This is a genomic window from Nocardioides sp. Kera G14 (assembly GCF_020715565.1).
In the GTDB taxonomy this organism is placed as follows: domain Bacteria; phylum Actinomycetota; class Actinomycetes; order Propionibacteriales; family Nocardioidaceae; genus Nocardioides.
This window is the reverse complement of sequence record NZ_CP085839.1, coordinates 2,051,072-2,065,671: the sequence shown is the minus strand read 5'-3', so window position 1 is coordinate 2,065,671 and position 14,600 is coordinate 2,051,072. Positions and strand designations below refer to the sequence as shown.

10 protein-coding genes and 1 tRNA gene are annotated in these 14,600 nt (G+C 68.8%); 10 read left to right on the top strand and 1 reads right to left on the bottom strand.

Annotated features, from left to right (window positions below; translation table 11 throughout):
• Positions 1-10: 10 nt before the first annotated feature.
• From trpB to pyk, 7 genes are all read left to right on the top strand, one after another.
• Positions 11-1,300, top strand: coding sequence for a tryptophan synthase subunit beta (gene trpB / locus LH076_RS10165; protein ID WP_227780579.1), 1,290 nt, complete (start codon positions 11-13; stop codon positions 1,298-1,300).
• Entirely contained in the window at positions 1,297-2,100 is an 804-nt protein-coding gene (gene trpA / locus LH076_RS10160) for a tryptophan synthase subunit alpha (RefSeq protein WP_227780578.1), read from the top strand. Before trpB ends, trpA begins: the two co-directional genes overlap by 4 nt.
• On the top strand, positions 2,084-2,698 hold the full coding sequence (locus LH076_RS10155) for an SCO family protein (protein WP_227780577.1): 615 nt from the start codon (positions 2,084-2,086) through the stop codon (positions 2,696-2,698). The genes trpA and LH076_RS10155 overlap by 17 nt, the downstream gene beginning before the upstream one ends.
• Positions 2,695-3,561 carry a prolipoprotein diacylglyceryl transferase gene (gene lgt, locus LH076_RS10150; protein ID WP_227780576.1) on the top strand — a complete coding sequence of 289 codons (867 nt, stop codon included), beginning with the start codon at positions 2,695-2,697 and terminating at the stop codon, positions 3,559-3,561. The genes LH076_RS10155 and lgt overlap by 4 nt, the downstream gene beginning before the upstream one ends.
• Before the next feature lie 90 nt (positions 3,562-3,651).
• Positions 3,652-8,220, top strand: coding sequence for a glutamate synthase large subunit (gene gltB, locus LH076_RS10145; protein ID WP_227780575.1), 4,569 nt, complete (start codon positions 3,652-3,654; stop codon positions 8,218-8,220).
• Positions 8,213-9,709, top strand: coding sequence for a glutamate synthase subunit beta (locus tag LH076_RS10140; RefSeq protein ID WP_227780573.1), 1,497 nt, complete (start codon positions 8,213-8,215; stop codon positions 9,707-9,709). The genes gltB and LH076_RS10140 overlap by 8 nt, the downstream gene beginning before the upstream one ends.
• Positions 9,710-9,789: 80 nt before the next feature.
• Complete coding sequence (gene pyk / locus LH076_RS10135) at positions 9,790-11,265, top strand: pyruvate kinase (protein WP_227780572.1); 1,476 nt, start codon at positions 9,790-9,792, stop codon at positions 11,263-11,265.
• 11 nt (positions 11,266-11,276) lie between these two features.
• Here the strand turns inward: pyk and LH076_RS10130 are convergent.
• Positions 11,277-11,349, bottom strand: a tRNA-Leu gene (locus tag LH076_RS10130).
• A gap of 38 nt (positions 11,350-11,387) precedes the next feature.
• On the opposite strand from LH076_RS10130, the gene LH076_RS10125 reads away from it, so the two are divergent.
• From LH076_RS10125 to LH076_RS10115, 3 genes are all read left to right on the top strand, one after another.
• Positions 11,388-11,990, top strand: a complete 603-nt coding sequence (locus tag LH076_RS10125; protein WP_227780571.1) for an ANTAR domain-containing response regulator — start codon at positions 11,388-11,390, stop codon at positions 11,988-11,990.
• Positions 11,991-12,161: 171 nt separating this feature from the next.
• Positions 12,162-13,430 carry a branched-chain amino acid ABC transporter substrate-binding protein gene (locus LH076_RS10120; RefSeq protein ID WP_227780570.1) on the top strand — a complete coding sequence of 423 codons (1,269 nt, stop codon included), beginning with the start codon at positions 12,162-12,164 and terminating at the stop codon, positions 13,428-13,430.
• Positions 13,431-13,549: 119 nt separating this feature from the next.
• Positions 13,550-14,599 (top strand): branched-chain amino acid ABC transporter permease, encoded by a 1,050-nt coding sequence (locus tag LH076_RS10115; protein WP_227780569.1) that lies wholly within the window; start codon positions 13,550-13,552, stop codon positions 14,597-14,599.
• Position 14,600: the final 1 nt, after the last annotated feature.

Below are 14,600 nucleotides of genomic sequence, written 5' to 3'. Positions count from 1 at the left end.
AAGGCACGAAGTGACCACCCACCTGCACGAGACGACGAGCTTCGACGCGGACGCCCGCGGCTTCTTCGGCGGCCCCGCCGAGGGCTTCGGCGGCAAGTACATGCCCGAGGCCCTGATGCGTGCGCTCGATGAGATCGACGAGGCGTGGACGGCGGCGAAGGCCGACGCGAGCTTCGTCGAAGAGTTCGACGCGATCCTGCGTGACTACGCCAACCTGCCCTCGCCGCTCTACCACGCCCAGCGACTCTCGGAGACGGTCGGCAGAAGGATCCTGCTCAAGCGCGAGGACCTCAACCACACCGGCGCCCACAAGATCCGCAACGTCCTCGGCCAGGCGCTCCTGACGAAGCGGATGGGCAAGAGGCGCGTCATCGCCGAGACCGGCGCGGGCCAGCACGGCGTCGCCACGGCCACCGCGGCGGCGTACTTCGGGCTGGACTGCACCATCTACATGGGCAAGGTCGACACCGAGCGTCAGGCACTCAATGTCGCCCGCATGCAGCTCCTCGGCGCCGAGGTGATCCCGGTCGACACCGGCTCGGCGACGCTCAAGGACGCGATCAACGAGGCCTTCCGCGACTGGGTCGCCAACGTCGAGCACACCGCCTACCTCTTCGGCACCGCGGCCGGCCCGCACCCCTTCCCGACCCTGGTGCGCGACCTGACCCGTGGCATCGGCGACGAGGCCCGCGAGCAGGTCCTGGCGCAGTACGGTGCCCTCCCGGACGCCATCGCCGCGTGCGTCGGTGGAGGCTCCAACGCGATCGGCCTCTTCACGGCGTTCCTCGAGGACCCGTCGGTGAGGATCTACGGCTTCGAGGCCGGCGGCGACGGGTACGAGACCGGTCGTCACGCCGCCACGATCACCGCCCACGACGAGGGCGTCCTGCACGGCGCCCGCACCTACGTCCTCCAGGACGACGAGGGGCAGACCATCGAGTCGCACTCCATCAGCGCCGGCCTGGACTACCCGGGAGTCGGCCCGCAGCACTCGTGGCTCGCGAAGTCCGGCCGGGCGACGTACGAGCCCGTGACCGACACCGAGGCGATGGACGCCTTCGCCCTGCTGGCACGCACCGAGGGGATCATCCCCGCGATCGAGTCGGCCCACGCCGTCGCCGGCGCGCTGCGGATCGCGCCCACGCTGCCCGAGGGCTCGACCATCCTGGTCAACCTCAGTGGGCGTGGTGACAAGGACATGGGCACCGCGGTCGAGTGGTTCGGCCTGGGCCAGGCGAAGCCCGACGGCACGCCCGTCGCCGCCACTGAGGAGCAGATCGCGGAAGGGGCCAAGGCATGAGCACGAGTACGTCGCGCGCGTTCGAGACCGCGAAGGCCGACGGCCGCGCCGCGCTCGTCGGCTACCTGCCCGCAGGCTTCCCCGACGTCGACGGGGCCATCGACGCACTCAAGGCGATGGTCGACGCCGGCTGCGACGTGATCGAGATCGGCCTGCCCTACAGCGACCCCGTGATGGACGGCCCGACCATCCAGGCCGCGGCGCAGCAGGCCCTCGACGGCGGCGTCCGGATCAAGGACGTCCTCCGCACCGTCGAGGCGGTCGCCTCCACCGGTACGCCGACACTGGTCATGACCTACTGGAACCCCGTGGAGAAGTACGGCGTCGAGCGCTTCGCCACCGATCTCGTCAACGCCGGGGGAGCGGGCCTGATCACGCCCGACATCACGCCGGACTACGCCGAGGCGTGGATCGCCGCGGCCGACGAGCGTGACCTCGACAAGGTCTTCCTCGTCTCGCCGTCGAGCACCGACGAGCGGATCGCCCTGACGACCGCCGCCTCGCGCGGTTTCGTCTACGCCACGGGTGTCATGGGCGTCACCGGGGGCAAGCAGGCCAGCGCCGACATCGTCGGGCCGCTCGTCGCGCGCACCAAGGCGACCACGTCGCTGCCGGTCGGTGTCGGTGTCGGCGTGAGCACGGGCGACCAGGCCGCGGAGCTCGGCCGGCTCACCGACGGTGTCATCGTCGGCAGTGCCTTCGTCCGGGCGCTGCTCGACAATGCGGGGGACCGGGCGGGTGGTCTCCGCGCCCTCTCGGACCTCACCTCAGAGCTGGCTGCTGGTGTTCGGCGTCGCTAGGCGCCTCGTCGCAGTCGTCGCTGCGCTCCTCCTGCTCGGCGCCTGCGGCTCCGCCGGGCCGACCGGGTTCACGGGCATCACCCACGCGCCGTACGCCGTGGCGGCGACGCCGCTGCAGAACACCGACGGGTCGACGTACGCCCTGACGCAGGCGACCAAGCCGCTGACGCTGGTCTTCTTCGGTTACACCCACTGCGAGGACTACTGCCCGCTGGTGATGAACAACCTCAGCGTCGCCCTGCAGCGGCTCGACGAGGAGGACCGCAGCAAGGTCGACCTCGTCTTCGTGACCAGTGACCCGGCCCGCGACACCGGGCCGGTGCTGCGCAAGTACCTCGACCGGTACGGCGACGGCTTCCTCGGCCTCACCGGCAAGCTGACCGACATCGTCACCGTCGCCAAGTCGTTGGCCGTCTCCGTCGACGACGGCACCAAGCTGCCCGACGGCGGGTACGACCTGACGTCGCACTCCACCACGATCACGGCGCTCGGACCGGATCACACGTCGACGGTCCTGTGGGACATGGAGACCTCCTCGGCCCAGTTCGCGGCCGACTTCACTGCGATCCTGCACGGAAAGGCCCCCGCCGCCTCATGAGTCTCGCCACCGTTCTGCCGCTCAGCATCCCCAGTCCCGGCGACGGCGTCTGGCACATCGGTCCGCTGCCGATCCGCGGCTACGCGCTCTGCATCGTCCTCGGCATCGTCGTCGCGGTCTGGCTGAGCGAGCGACGGTGGGCCGCCCGCGGCGGCAAGCCCGGCGAGATTGCCGACCTGGCGCTGTGGGCGGTGCCGCTCGGCATCATCGGCGCCCGGCTCTACCACGTCGCCACCGACCACGACCTCTACTTCGGGGCCGGCCGCAGCGCGTGGAACATCCTCTACGTCTGGCACGGCGGCCTGGGCATCTGGGGCGGCGTCGCGGGCGGCGCCCTCGGGGTGTGGATCGGCGCGAAGCAGAAGGGGATCCGTTTCCTCCCTCTGATCGACATCGTCGCGCCCACGCTCCTCGTCGCCCAGGCCATCGGCCGCTGGGGCAACTGGTTCAACCAGGAGCTCTACGGCAAGCCGACCGACCTGCCGTGGGGCCTCAAGATCGATGAGGCGCACCGCGTCCCGGGCTACGAGAACGTCGCCACCTTCCACCCGACGTTCCTCTACGAGTGCGTCTGGAACCTGGCCGCTTTCGCGCTGCTCCTCTGGCTCGAGCGCCGCTTCAGGCTCGGCTACGGCAAGGTGATGGCGCTCTACGTGATGTTCTACTGCGCGGGCCGCGGATGGATCGAGATGCTGCGCATCGACACCGTCGAGCTCAACCACGTCCTGGGCCTCCGGTTCAACGTGTGGACCTCGATCGTGCTGTTCGTCGTCGCGACGGCGTACCTTCTATGGAGTATCCGGAAGCACCCCGGCCGTGAGGACGGCGTCTACGTTGCGGACAACGCGCGTGCAGAACCCTGAAACACGGTGGTAACGTAACGCTTCGCGCCTGGGCCAATGCCGTCCCTTGCAAAGCTTCACCGGACGACACATCGACAGGAGAGCATTCCTGTGCGCTACCAGCACTCGTTCCCGGCCCCTCAGGGTCTCTATGACCCGCGCTTCGAGCGCGACGCCTGTGGCGTCGCCTTCGTCGCCACACTGACGGGCACCCCCAGCCACGAGATCGTCGCGCAGGGCATCCGCGCTCTCGAGAACCTCGACCACCGCGGTGCGGCCGGTGCCGAGGTCAACTCGGGCGACGGCGCGGGCATCCTGATCCAGGTGCCCGACGCGTTCCTGCGTGCCGTGGCCGCCGAGTCCGGGCTCGGCGAGCTCCCCACCCAGGGTGCGTACGCCGTCGGCACGGCGTTCCTCCCCGGCGACGCCGACCACGTCGCCAAGACCAAGGCCACGATCGAGACCATCGCCGGTGAGGAGGGCCTCGACGTCCTCGGCTGGCGCTCGGTCCCCGTCGACCCCGCCACGCTCGGCCCGACGGCCCTGGCCGTGATGCCGACGTTCGAGCAGCTCTTCGTCGCCTCGTCCGGCTCGCGTCGGACCGGCCTCGCGCTGGAGCGCCTCGCCTTCTGCCTGCGCCGGCGGGTCGAGGCCGAGACCGACACCTACTTCCCGTCGCTCTCCTCGCGCACCCTGATCTACAAGGGCATGCTCACGACCAGCCAGCTCGCCGAGGTCTTCCCGGACCTCCGTGACGAGCGGATCGCCTCGGCGATCGCGGTCGTGCACTCGCGCTTCTCGACCAACACCTTCCCGTCGTGGCCGCTGAGCCACCCGTTCCGGTTCATCGCCCACAACGGCGAGATCAACACCGTGATGGGCAACCGCAACTGGATGCGCGCGCGTGAGGCCCTCCTCGAGTCGGCCCTCATCCCCGGTGACCTCGAGCGGCTCTTCCCGATCTGCACGCCGGGTGCCTCGGACTCCGCGAGCTTCGACGAGGTGCTGGAGCTGCTCCACCTCGGCGGCCGCAGCCTGCCGCACTCGGTGCTGATGATGATCCCCGAGGCGTGGGAGAACCACGCCGAGATGGACGCCAAGCGCCGTGCCTTCTACGAGTTCCACTCCGCCCTGATGGAGCCGTGGGACGGCCCCGCCAACGTCGTCTTCACCGACGGCACCCAGGTCGGCGCGGTCCTCGACCGCAACGGCCTGCGTCCCGGTCGCTTCTGGGTGACCGACGACGGCCTGGTCATCTACGCCTCGGAGGCCGGTGTCCTCGACGACATCGACCCCGCCAAGGTCGTCCGCAAGGGCCGGATGCAGCCCGGAAAGATGTTCCTCATCGACACCGAGGAGCACCGGATCATCGAGGACGACGAGATCAAGGACCAGCTCGCCGGGGAGCAGCCCTACGACGAGTGGCTCCACGCCGGACTGATCAAGCTCGACCAGATCCCCGAGCGCGAGCACGTCATCCACTCCCACGCCTCGGTCACCCGCCGCCAGCAGGTCTTCGGCTACACCGAGGAGGACCTCCGCGTGCTCCTCACCCCGATGGCCAACACCGGTGCCGAGCCGCTCGGTTCGATGGGCACCGACAGCCCGATCGCGGCGCTGTCGAGCAAGCCGCGGCTGATCTTCGACTACTTCGCCCAGCTCTTCGCGCAGGTCACCAACCCGCCGCTCGACGCCATCCGTGAGGAGCTCGTCACGAGCCTCCACGGGTCGATCGGCCCCGAGGCCAACCTGCTCGAGCCTGGCCCGGCGTCGTGCCGCCAGATCGTGCTGCCGTTCCCGGTCATCTCCAACGACGACCTCGTGAAGATCCGCTACATCAACAACGAGGGCGACCACGCCGGGTTCATCACCCACGTCTCCCGCGGCCTCTACGACGTCGCCGGCGGCGGCGCCGCCATGGCAGCCCGGATCGACGAGATCTGTGCCGAGGTCAGCGAGGCGATCGCCGGCGGTGCACGCATCGTCGTGCTCTCCGACCGCCACTCGAACGCCGAGCTCGCGCCCATCCCGTCGCTGCTCCTCACCGCGGCCGTCCACCACCACCTGGTCCGTGAGAAGACCCGCACCCAGGTCGGCCTCCTCATCGAGGCCGGCGACGTCCGCGAGGTCCACCACGTGGCGCTCCTCGTCGGTTACGGCGCGGCGGCGGTCAACCCCTACCTCGCGATGGAGTCCGTCGAGGACCTCGCCCGCGAGGGTCACTACGTGATGGTCGAGCCCGAGGTCGCCGTCAAGCACCTGATCAAGGGCCTCGGCAAGGGCGTCCTCAAGGTCATGTCGAAGATGGGTGTCTCGACGCTGTCGTCGTACACCGGTGCGCAGCTCTTCGAGTGCGTCGGCCTCTCCCAGGAGGTCGTCGACAAGTACTTCACCGGTACGTCGTCGAAGCTCGGCGGCATCGGCCTCGACGTCGTCGCCGAGGAGGTGGCCCTGCGCCACGCCAAGGCGTACCCGCGTGACGGCGTCGGAGCGGCGCACCGCGAGCTCGAGATCGGCGGCGAGTACCAGTGGCGCCGCGAGGGCGAGCCGCACCTCTTCGACCCCGAGACCGTCTTCCGGCTCCAGCACGCCACGCGTCAGGGCCGCTACGACATCTTCAAGCAGTACACCGAGCGCGTCGACGAGCAGGCCGAGCGCCTGATGACCCTGCGCGGTCTCTTCAAGTTCAAGGACGCTTCGGTCACCGGTCGTCAGCCGATCTCGATCGACGAGGTCGAGCCGGTCGAGGCGATCGTCAAGCGATTCTCGACCGGTGCCATGTCCTACGGCTCCATCTCGATGGAGGCCCATGAGACCCTCGCGATCGCGATGAACCGGATCGGCGCCAAGTCGAACACCGGCGAGGGCGGCGAGGACCCGGAGCGTCTCTACGACCCGGAGCGCCGCTCCGCGATCAAGCAGGTCGCCTCGGGCCGCTTCGGCGTCACGTCGGAGTACCTGACGAACGCCGACGACATCCAGATCAAGATGGCCCAGGGCGCCAAGCCCGGTGAGGGCGGCCAGCTGCCCGGCCACAAGGTCTACCCGTGGGTCGCCAAGACCCGTCACTCGACGCCGGGTGTCGGCCTGATCAGCCCGCCGCCGCACCACGACATCTACTCGATCGAGGACCTGGCGCAGCTGATCCACGACCTCAAGAACGCCAACCGTGACGCGCGCGTGCACGTCAAGCTGGTGGCCGAGGTCGGCGTCGGCACGGTCGCGGCCGGTGTGTCGAAGGCCCACGCCGACGTCGTACTCATCTCTGGTCATGACGGTGGCACGGGTGCCTCGCCGCTGACGTCGCTCAAGCACGCCGGTGGTCCCTGGGAGCTCGGCCTCGCCGAGGCCCAGCAGACGCTGCTGCTCAACGGTCTCCGGGACCGGATCGTCGTGCAGACCGACGGCCAGCTCAAGACCGGGCGTGACGTCGTCATCGCCGCGCTGCTCGGTGCCGAGGAGTACGGCTTCGCGACGGCCCCCCTGGTCGTCAGCGGCTGCATCCTGATGCGGGTCTGCCACCTCGACACCTGCCCTGTGGGTGTCGCGACGCAGAACCCGGTCCTGCGCGAGCGCTTCTCCGGCAAGCCCGAGTTCGTGGAGAACTTCTTCATGTACCTCGCCGAGGAGGTGCGCGAGCACCTCGCCGCGCTGGGCTTCCGCAGCCTCGACGAGGCGATCGGCCAGGTCGACGTCCTCGACGCACGTGAGGCGATCGACCACTGGAAGGCCTCGGGTCTCGACCTGAGCCCGATCTTCCACAAGGTCGAGCTGCCCGAGCAGTTCGCGGCCCAGGACCTGCGCCACACCAAGGGTCAGGACCACGCGCTGGAGAAGTCGCTCGACCTCACCACGCTGCTGCCGCTGGTCCAGCCGGCACTCGAGAGCGGCGAGCCGGTGCGCGCGCAGCTCCCGATCCGCAACATCAACCGGACCGTCGGCACGATCGTCGGCAACGAGGTGACCAAGCGCTATCGCGGCGAGGGCCTGCCGGACAACACGATCGACCTCACCTTCATCGGTGCGGCCGGCCAGTCCTTCGGCGCGTTCATCCCGCGCGGCGTGACGCTGCGCCTCGAGGGCGACGGCAACGACTACGTCGGCAAGGGCCTCTCGGGCGGTCGGATCGTGATCCGCCCGGATCGCGCCGCGACCTTCAACCCGAGTGAGCAGATCATCGCGGGCAACACGCTGGCCATCGGCGCCACCTCGGGCGAGATCTTCGTCCGCGGCGGGGTCGGCGAGCGCTGTTGCGTGCGCAACTCCGGCGCGACGGTCGTCACCGAGGGCGTCGGCGACCACGGGTGTGAGTACATGACCGGTGGCCGTGTCGTCGTACTCGGGAAGACCGGGCGGAACTTCGCCGCCGGCATGTCCGGCGGCTACGCCTTCGTGCTCGACTTCAAGGAGATCCGGCTCAACGGCGAGCTGGTCGAGAGCGGCCCTGTTCCGGAGAAGTACGCCGGCGAGCTGCTCGACCTCGTGACCCGACACCACGAGGAGACGGACTCCGAGGTGGCTGCCGAGCTCCTGGCCGACTGGCCGGCGGCGCTCGAGCGGTTCACCTTCATCATCCCCAGTGACTACAAGCGCGTGCTCGAAGCCCGTGAGGAGGCCTTCGAAGAGGGTCTCGACGACGACGAGGCCGCCGCGCGGATTATGGAGGTTCTCCATGGCTGACCCGAAGGGCTTCCTGAAGGAGGGGCGCCAGGTCGCGTCCCGCCGTCCGGTCGAGGAGCGACTGGGGGACTGGAACGAGGTCTACCCCGGTGGCATCGGCCGTGCGCTGCTGCCGATCATCAACACCCAGGCGAGCCGCTGCATGGACTGCGGCATCCCGTTCTGCCACCAGGGCTGCCCGCTGGGCAACATCATCCCGGAGTGGAACGACCTCGTCTGGCGCAACGACTGGGAGGGCGCGATCGAGCGCCTGCACGCGACCAACAACTTCCCGGAGTTCACCGGTCGCCTCTGCCCGGCCCCGTGCGAGACCGCCTGCGTCTTGGGCATCAACCAGGACCCGGTGACGATCAAGAACATCGAGGTCTCGATCATCGACAAGGCGTGGGAGTCGGGCTACGTCCGGCCCCAGGCGCCGGAGTGGCTCTCGGGCAAGACGGTCGCCGTCATCGGCTCCGGCCCTGCCGGACTCGCCGCCGCCCAGCAGCTCACCCGCGCGGGCCACACCGTGGCCGTCTACGAGCGGGCCGACGAGATCGGGGGGCTGCTGCGCTACGGCATCCCCGAGTTCAAGATGGAGAAGATGCAGGTCGACCGTCGCCTCGACCAGATGCGGCGCGAGGGCACGATCTTCCGTACCGGCATCAACGTCGGCGACGAGCTCACCGGCGAGGCGCTCCGTGCGCGGTACGACGCCGTCGTGCTCGCCATCGGTGCGACGGAGCCCCGCGACCTGCCCGCCCCGGGCCGTGAGCTCGGTGGCATCCACCAGGCGATGGAGTTCCTGCCGCAGGCCAACCGCGTGGCGCGTGGCAAGGCTCCGACCACCGACGGTTCGGAGCAGATCACCGCGACCGGCAAGCACGTCGTCATCATCGGCGGCGGCGACACCGGTGCCGACTGCCTCGGCACCTCCCTGCGGCAGGGCGCCGCGTCGGTGACGCAGCTCGAGATCATGCCGCGACCGGCTGACTCGGACGGCAAGGCGCTCAACCGGCCGAACGGCCAGCCGTGGCCGACGTACCCGATGATCTACCGCGTCTCCTCGGCCCACGAGGAGGGGGGCGAGCGTGTGTACGCCGTCAACACGAAGGAGTTCCTCGGCAACGACGAGGGCAACGTGCGGGCGCTCAAGCTGGTCGAGGTGGAGTTCGTCGAGGGCCGCCTGACCGAGATCGAGGGCACCGAGCGCGAGATCCCGGCCGACCTGGTCCTCTTCGCAATGGGCTTCCTCGGCCCGGAGAAGCCGGGGCTCCTCGAGCAGCTCGGTGTCGAGCTCGACGGCCGCGGCAACGTCGTCCGCGACGGTGCGTTCGCCACCACGGTGCCGGGCGTCTTCGTGGCCGGTGACGCCGGTCGCGGTCAGTCGCTCATCGTCTGGGCGATCGCCGAGGGCCGCGCCGCCGCGTCCGCCGTGGACACGTTCCTGACCGGCTCCACGACGCTGCCGGCGCCGATCAGGCCGACGGACCGACCGCTCGTCGTCTGAGACGTTTCCGACACCCGGGACTCCTGCAGCGGTAGGGGTCCCGGGTGTTTTGATCGTTCCACGGTCGCTAGGGTGGAGGCGTGAGACGGGCAAAGATCGTATGCACGCTGGGACCGGCGACAGACTCCGAACGACGGATCAAGGAGCTGGTCTACGCCGGCATGGACATCGCTCGGCTCAACATGAGCCACGGTGCGCATGAGGAGCACGCGGCCCGCTACCGGCTGGTCCGCGACGCCGCGGACGCCAGCGGCAAGGGCGTCGGCATCCTCGCCGATCTGCAGGGTCCCAAGATCCGTCTCGAGAAGTTCCGCAGCACCCCCGACGGGTCCAAGTGGCAGCTCCGCCGTGGTCAGGCCTGGGTGATCACCACGCGTGACGTCGAGGGTGACGACACGATCAGCGGGACGACGTACAAGGGACTGCCGGGCGACGTGAAGGTCGGCGACATGCTGCTCGTCGATGACGGCCGCCTGCGTCTCCGCGTCACCGGCGTCGTGGACGAGACCGACGTCCACGTCGAGGTCCTCGTCGGTGGTCCGGTGAGCGACAACAAGGGCATCAACCTGCCCGGCGTCGCGGTCTCCGTCCCCGCGCTGAGCGAGAAGGACATCGAGGACCTGCGCTTCGCCCTCGGCCTCGGTGTGGACTACATCGCGCTGTCGTTCGTGCGTGACGCCGCCGACGCCGAGGACGTCCGGAAGATCATGCGCGAGGAGGGCCGCATGGTCCCGATCATCGCCAAGATCGAGAAGCCGCAGGCGATCGACAACCTGGACGAGGTGATCGAGGCGTTCGACGCGTTCATGGTCGCCCGTGGCGACCTCGGCGTGGAGTGCCCGCTCGAGGAGGTGCCGTTCCTCCAGAAGACGATCATCGACAAGGCCCGCCGCAACGCGAAGCCCGTCATCGTCGCCACCCAGATGCTCGACTCGATGATCACCAGCCCCGCCCCGACGCGTGCCGAGGCCAACGACGTCGCCAACGCCGTCCTCGACGGCGCGGACGCCGTCATGCTCTCGGCCGAGACGTCGGTCGGTGACTATCCCGTGCACACGGTCGAGACGATGGCGCGGATCATCACCGCCACCGAGGGCCACGCCTTCGACCCGGGCACGGTCGGCCACCTCGCGCCCATCCAGTGGGACCCGCACACCCGCGGCGGCGTGATCACCAAGGCTGCCGAGGAGGTGGCCGAGCGTGTCGGTGCCAAGTACCTCGTCGCCTTCACCACGTCAGGCGACTCCGCACGACGCCTGGCCCGGCTCCGCGGCCCGATCCCGATGATCGCCTTCACCCCGCATCCCTCGGTCCGCTCACAGCTCGCCCTCGTCTGGGGTGTCGAGACGTTCAAGACCGACGAGGTCGAGCACACCGACGAGATGGTCCGCCAGGTCGACGAGGCGCTCCTGCAGATCGGCCGGGTCGAGGAGGGCGACCTCGTCGTGATCATCGCCGGCGCCCCTCCGGGCATCCCCGGCTCCACCAACGCCCTGCGGATCCACCGCATGGGGGACGCGATCAACGAGGTCAGCCCGGCGTACAAGCGCAGCTGATTCACCCTGGGTGCCCCGAGTCGGATTCGAACCGACACTGGATCCGGTTTGAGCGGACTCTCTCTGCCGTTGGAGTACCGGGGCTTCGAGCACTGAACCCTAGCGGGTACTAACCTTCTGCCGTGAGCCAGACCCCCACCCGCCGTACCGTCGTCATCGCCGAGGACGAGGTGCTGATCCGCATGGACCTTGCGGAGATGCTCGAGGAGGAGGGGTACGCCGTCGTCGGCCAGGCCGGGGACGGGCAGGCGGCCATCGACCTGGCCACGGAGCACAGGCCAGACCTGGTGATCCTCGACGTGAAGATGCCCGTCCTCGACGGGATCGCTGCGGCGGAGGTGATCGCGCGCCAGCGGATCGCACCGGTGGTCATGCTGACGGCCTTCTCCCAGCGCGAGCTGGTGGAGCGTGCCCGCGACGCCGGCGCGATGGCCTATCTGGTCAAACCGTTCACGGCCTCCGACCTCGTCCCGGCGATCGAGCTCGCCGTGAGTCGCTTCCAGGAGCTCGCCCAGCTCGAGTCCGAGGTCGCGGGCCTGACCGAGCGGCTCGAGACCCGCAAGGCGGTCGACCGCGCGAAGGGTGTCCTCCAGCAGCAGCTCAGCCTCAGCGAGCCCGAGGCGTTCCGCTGGATCCAGAAGACGGCGATGGACCTGCGCCTCTCGATGCGGCAGGTTGCCGAGGGAGTGATCGAACACGGACCCGCGATTGCCGGGGGCAACTGAATCGGTGGCGACAGCTCCGATTACGTCTTGATTTCGGAGCGTTACCGACTCAGCACGGTCGTTGACACCACCTGTCACAGAACCTAGGTTCACGGACCAGTGCTTCACCATGCCCAGAGGACCTGGCATGACCTGGCATCCCCGCCATACGAAGCAGTTGAGAGGACAAGAATGAACAAGCGCATCAAGGCGATCGCCGTCCTGGCGACCGCGGCCGCGACCGGCCTCACGGTCACGGCCTGCGGCTCCAGCGACTCAGACAGCTCCGGCGGCAGCGGCGGCGGCAAGACGCTGATCGTCGGCGTCGACCAGCCCTTCACCGGCTCGTCGAAGGACGCGGCGGACTCCATCTGGAACGCCATGCAGCTCTACCTCAAGCAGAACCCGAAGGCCGGCGACTACACGATCGAGCTCAAGAAGTTCGACGACGCCACCGCTGCTGCCGGCAAGTGGGACGCCGCGCAGTGCTCGAAGAACGCCAACGACGCGGTCGCCACCAAGAACCTCGTCGCGGTCATGGGCACGTACAACTCGGGTTGTGCCGAGGTCGAGGTCCCGATCCTCAACCAGGCTCCCGACGGCCCCCTCCTCGAGGTCTCCGAGGCCAACACCTACCCCGGCCTGACCAAGGCCTGGGACACCGGTGAGCCCGACAAGTTCTACCCCACCGGCATCAAGTCCTACGCCCGCGTCGTCGCGACCGACGACTACCAGGGTGTCGCCGGCGCGCAGATGGCCGTCCAGGACCTCAAGGTCACCAACTGCCTCGTCCTCGACGACGCCGAGGTGTACGGCAAGGGTGTGGCCGGTCAGTTCGCCAAGGAGGCGAAGAGCGAGGGCATCAAGGTCACCCAGCAGGCCTGGGACGGCAAGGCCGCCAACTACAACGCCCTCTTCAACAAGGCGAAGTCCGACGGCGTGGACTGCGTCTACTTCGGCGGTATCGAGGACAACAACGGCGCCCAGCTGATCAAGGACAAGGTCAAGATCCTCGGCGACAACTCCAAGGTCAAGGTCATCACCCCTGACGGCTTCGTCGGCTACCCGGACTTCGACGCGCTGCCCGAGGCGGAGGGCGTCTACCAGACGTTCCCGGGCCTGGGCCTCGACGACCTCGCCAAGACCGAGACCACCGGTAAGTTCCTCACGGACTACGAGGCCGAGTACGGCGGCCCGCCGGCCAGCCCCTACGCCCTCTACGGCGTCCAGGCCCTCCAGGTCATCATGCAGGGCATCGAGAAGTCCGATGGCACCCGCAAGGGTGTCAACGCGGCGGTCGTCGGTGACGACGCCGACATCTCGATCGCCGCTGCCGACGCGATCCTGGGCAAGGACATCAAGATCGACCCGGCCTCCGGTGACGTGAACCAGATCGACATCACCATCCAGCAGGTCAAGGGTGGCAAGGAGACCACGGTCAAGCCGTGGCCGGTCTCCTGACGTCGTACTGAGAACGGGGGAGCCGACGCTCACACATGAGCGCCGGCTCCCCCTTCCCACGTCCCCATCCTTGGGACGAAGATCCCAACAGCACCACCCGGACCTTTAGGGAGATCCCCATGGCCACGTCCGCCGCAGTAACCCTGCCCAAACCGCCCCTCCGGGTCAGCGTCATCGTCGAGCGCGCCTTCGCGTACGCGCTCCTGACCGCTGTCGCCGTCTGGCTCATCGCCAACCTCGCCAAGAGCCCCTCGAGCTTCGCCTCCGCCATCGTCATCGGCATCAGCAACGGCGCCCTCTACGCGCTGCTCGCCCTCGGCTACTCGCTCGTCTACGGCATCATCGAGCTGATCAACTTCGCCCACGGCGACCTCTTCATGCTCGGCACCATCTTCAGCGCCCTCGTGGTCGACCGCTGGTTCGACCAGCACGGCGGCACGAGCCTCACCGGATGGCTCGCCCTGCTCGCAGCGCTGATCCTGACCGCCACGTTCTGCGCGGCGATCAACGTCGCGATCGAGTTCTTCGCCTACCGCCGCCTGCGGCACGCGCCCAAGCTGGCGCCCCTCATCACGGCCGTCGGCATGAGCTTCGTGCTCCAGTTCGTCGGCCTCAAGTGGAACGGCTCCTCACCCAAGTCGGTCGCCAGCGTCCTGCCCAAGGGGGGTTTCAGCATCTTCGGCGTGGACTTCTACTGGTCCTACACCATCGCCTTCCTGATCACGATCCCGATCCTCCTGGTGGTCAGCTGGCTCGTGACCAAGACCCGGATGGGCAAGGCGATGCGCGCCACCGCGCAGGACCAGGACGCCGCCCGCCTGATGGGCGTCAACGTCAACCGGATCATCTCCATGACCTTCGCGCTCGGCGGCGCCCTCGCGGGCGTCGCTGCGGTCATGTACGCCCAGACGATCGGCACCGTCCGCTACAGCCTCGGGATGCAGCTCGGCATGATCGCCTTCACCGCGGCCGTCCTCGGTGGCATCGGCAGCCTGTCGGGCGCAGTCCTCGGCGGCTTCCTGATCGGCATCCTGCAGGCCCTCAACGAGGGCGCGGCGTACGGCGCCGGCCAGCGCTGGACGCAGTCGGTCGTCTTCGTCGTCCTCATCCTCGTCATGGTGTTCCGCCCCGGCGGCCTCATGAACATCAACACGAAGGAGAAGGTGTAGC

Coding starts and splice junctions, on each gene's coding strand:
- trpA (WP_227780578.1), top strand. CDS start 1,297: ATGAGCACGAGTACGTCGCGCGCGTTCGAGACCGCGAAGGCCGACGGC.
- lgt (WP_227780576.1), top strand. CDS start 2,695: ATGAGTCTCGCCACCGTTCTGCCGCTCAGCATCCCCAGTCCCGGCGAC.
- LH076_RS10140 (WP_227780573.1), top strand. CDS start 8,213: ATGGCTGACCCGAAGGGCTTCCTGAAGGAGGGGCGCCAGGTCGCGTCC.
- LH076_RS10120 (WP_227780570.1), top strand. CDS start 12,162: ATGAACAAGCGCATCAAGGCGATCGCCGTCCTGGCGACCGCGGCCGCG.
- LH076_RS10115 (WP_227780569.1), top strand. CDS start 13,550: ATGGCCACGTCCGCCGCAGTAACCCTGCCCAAACCGCCCCTCCGGGTC.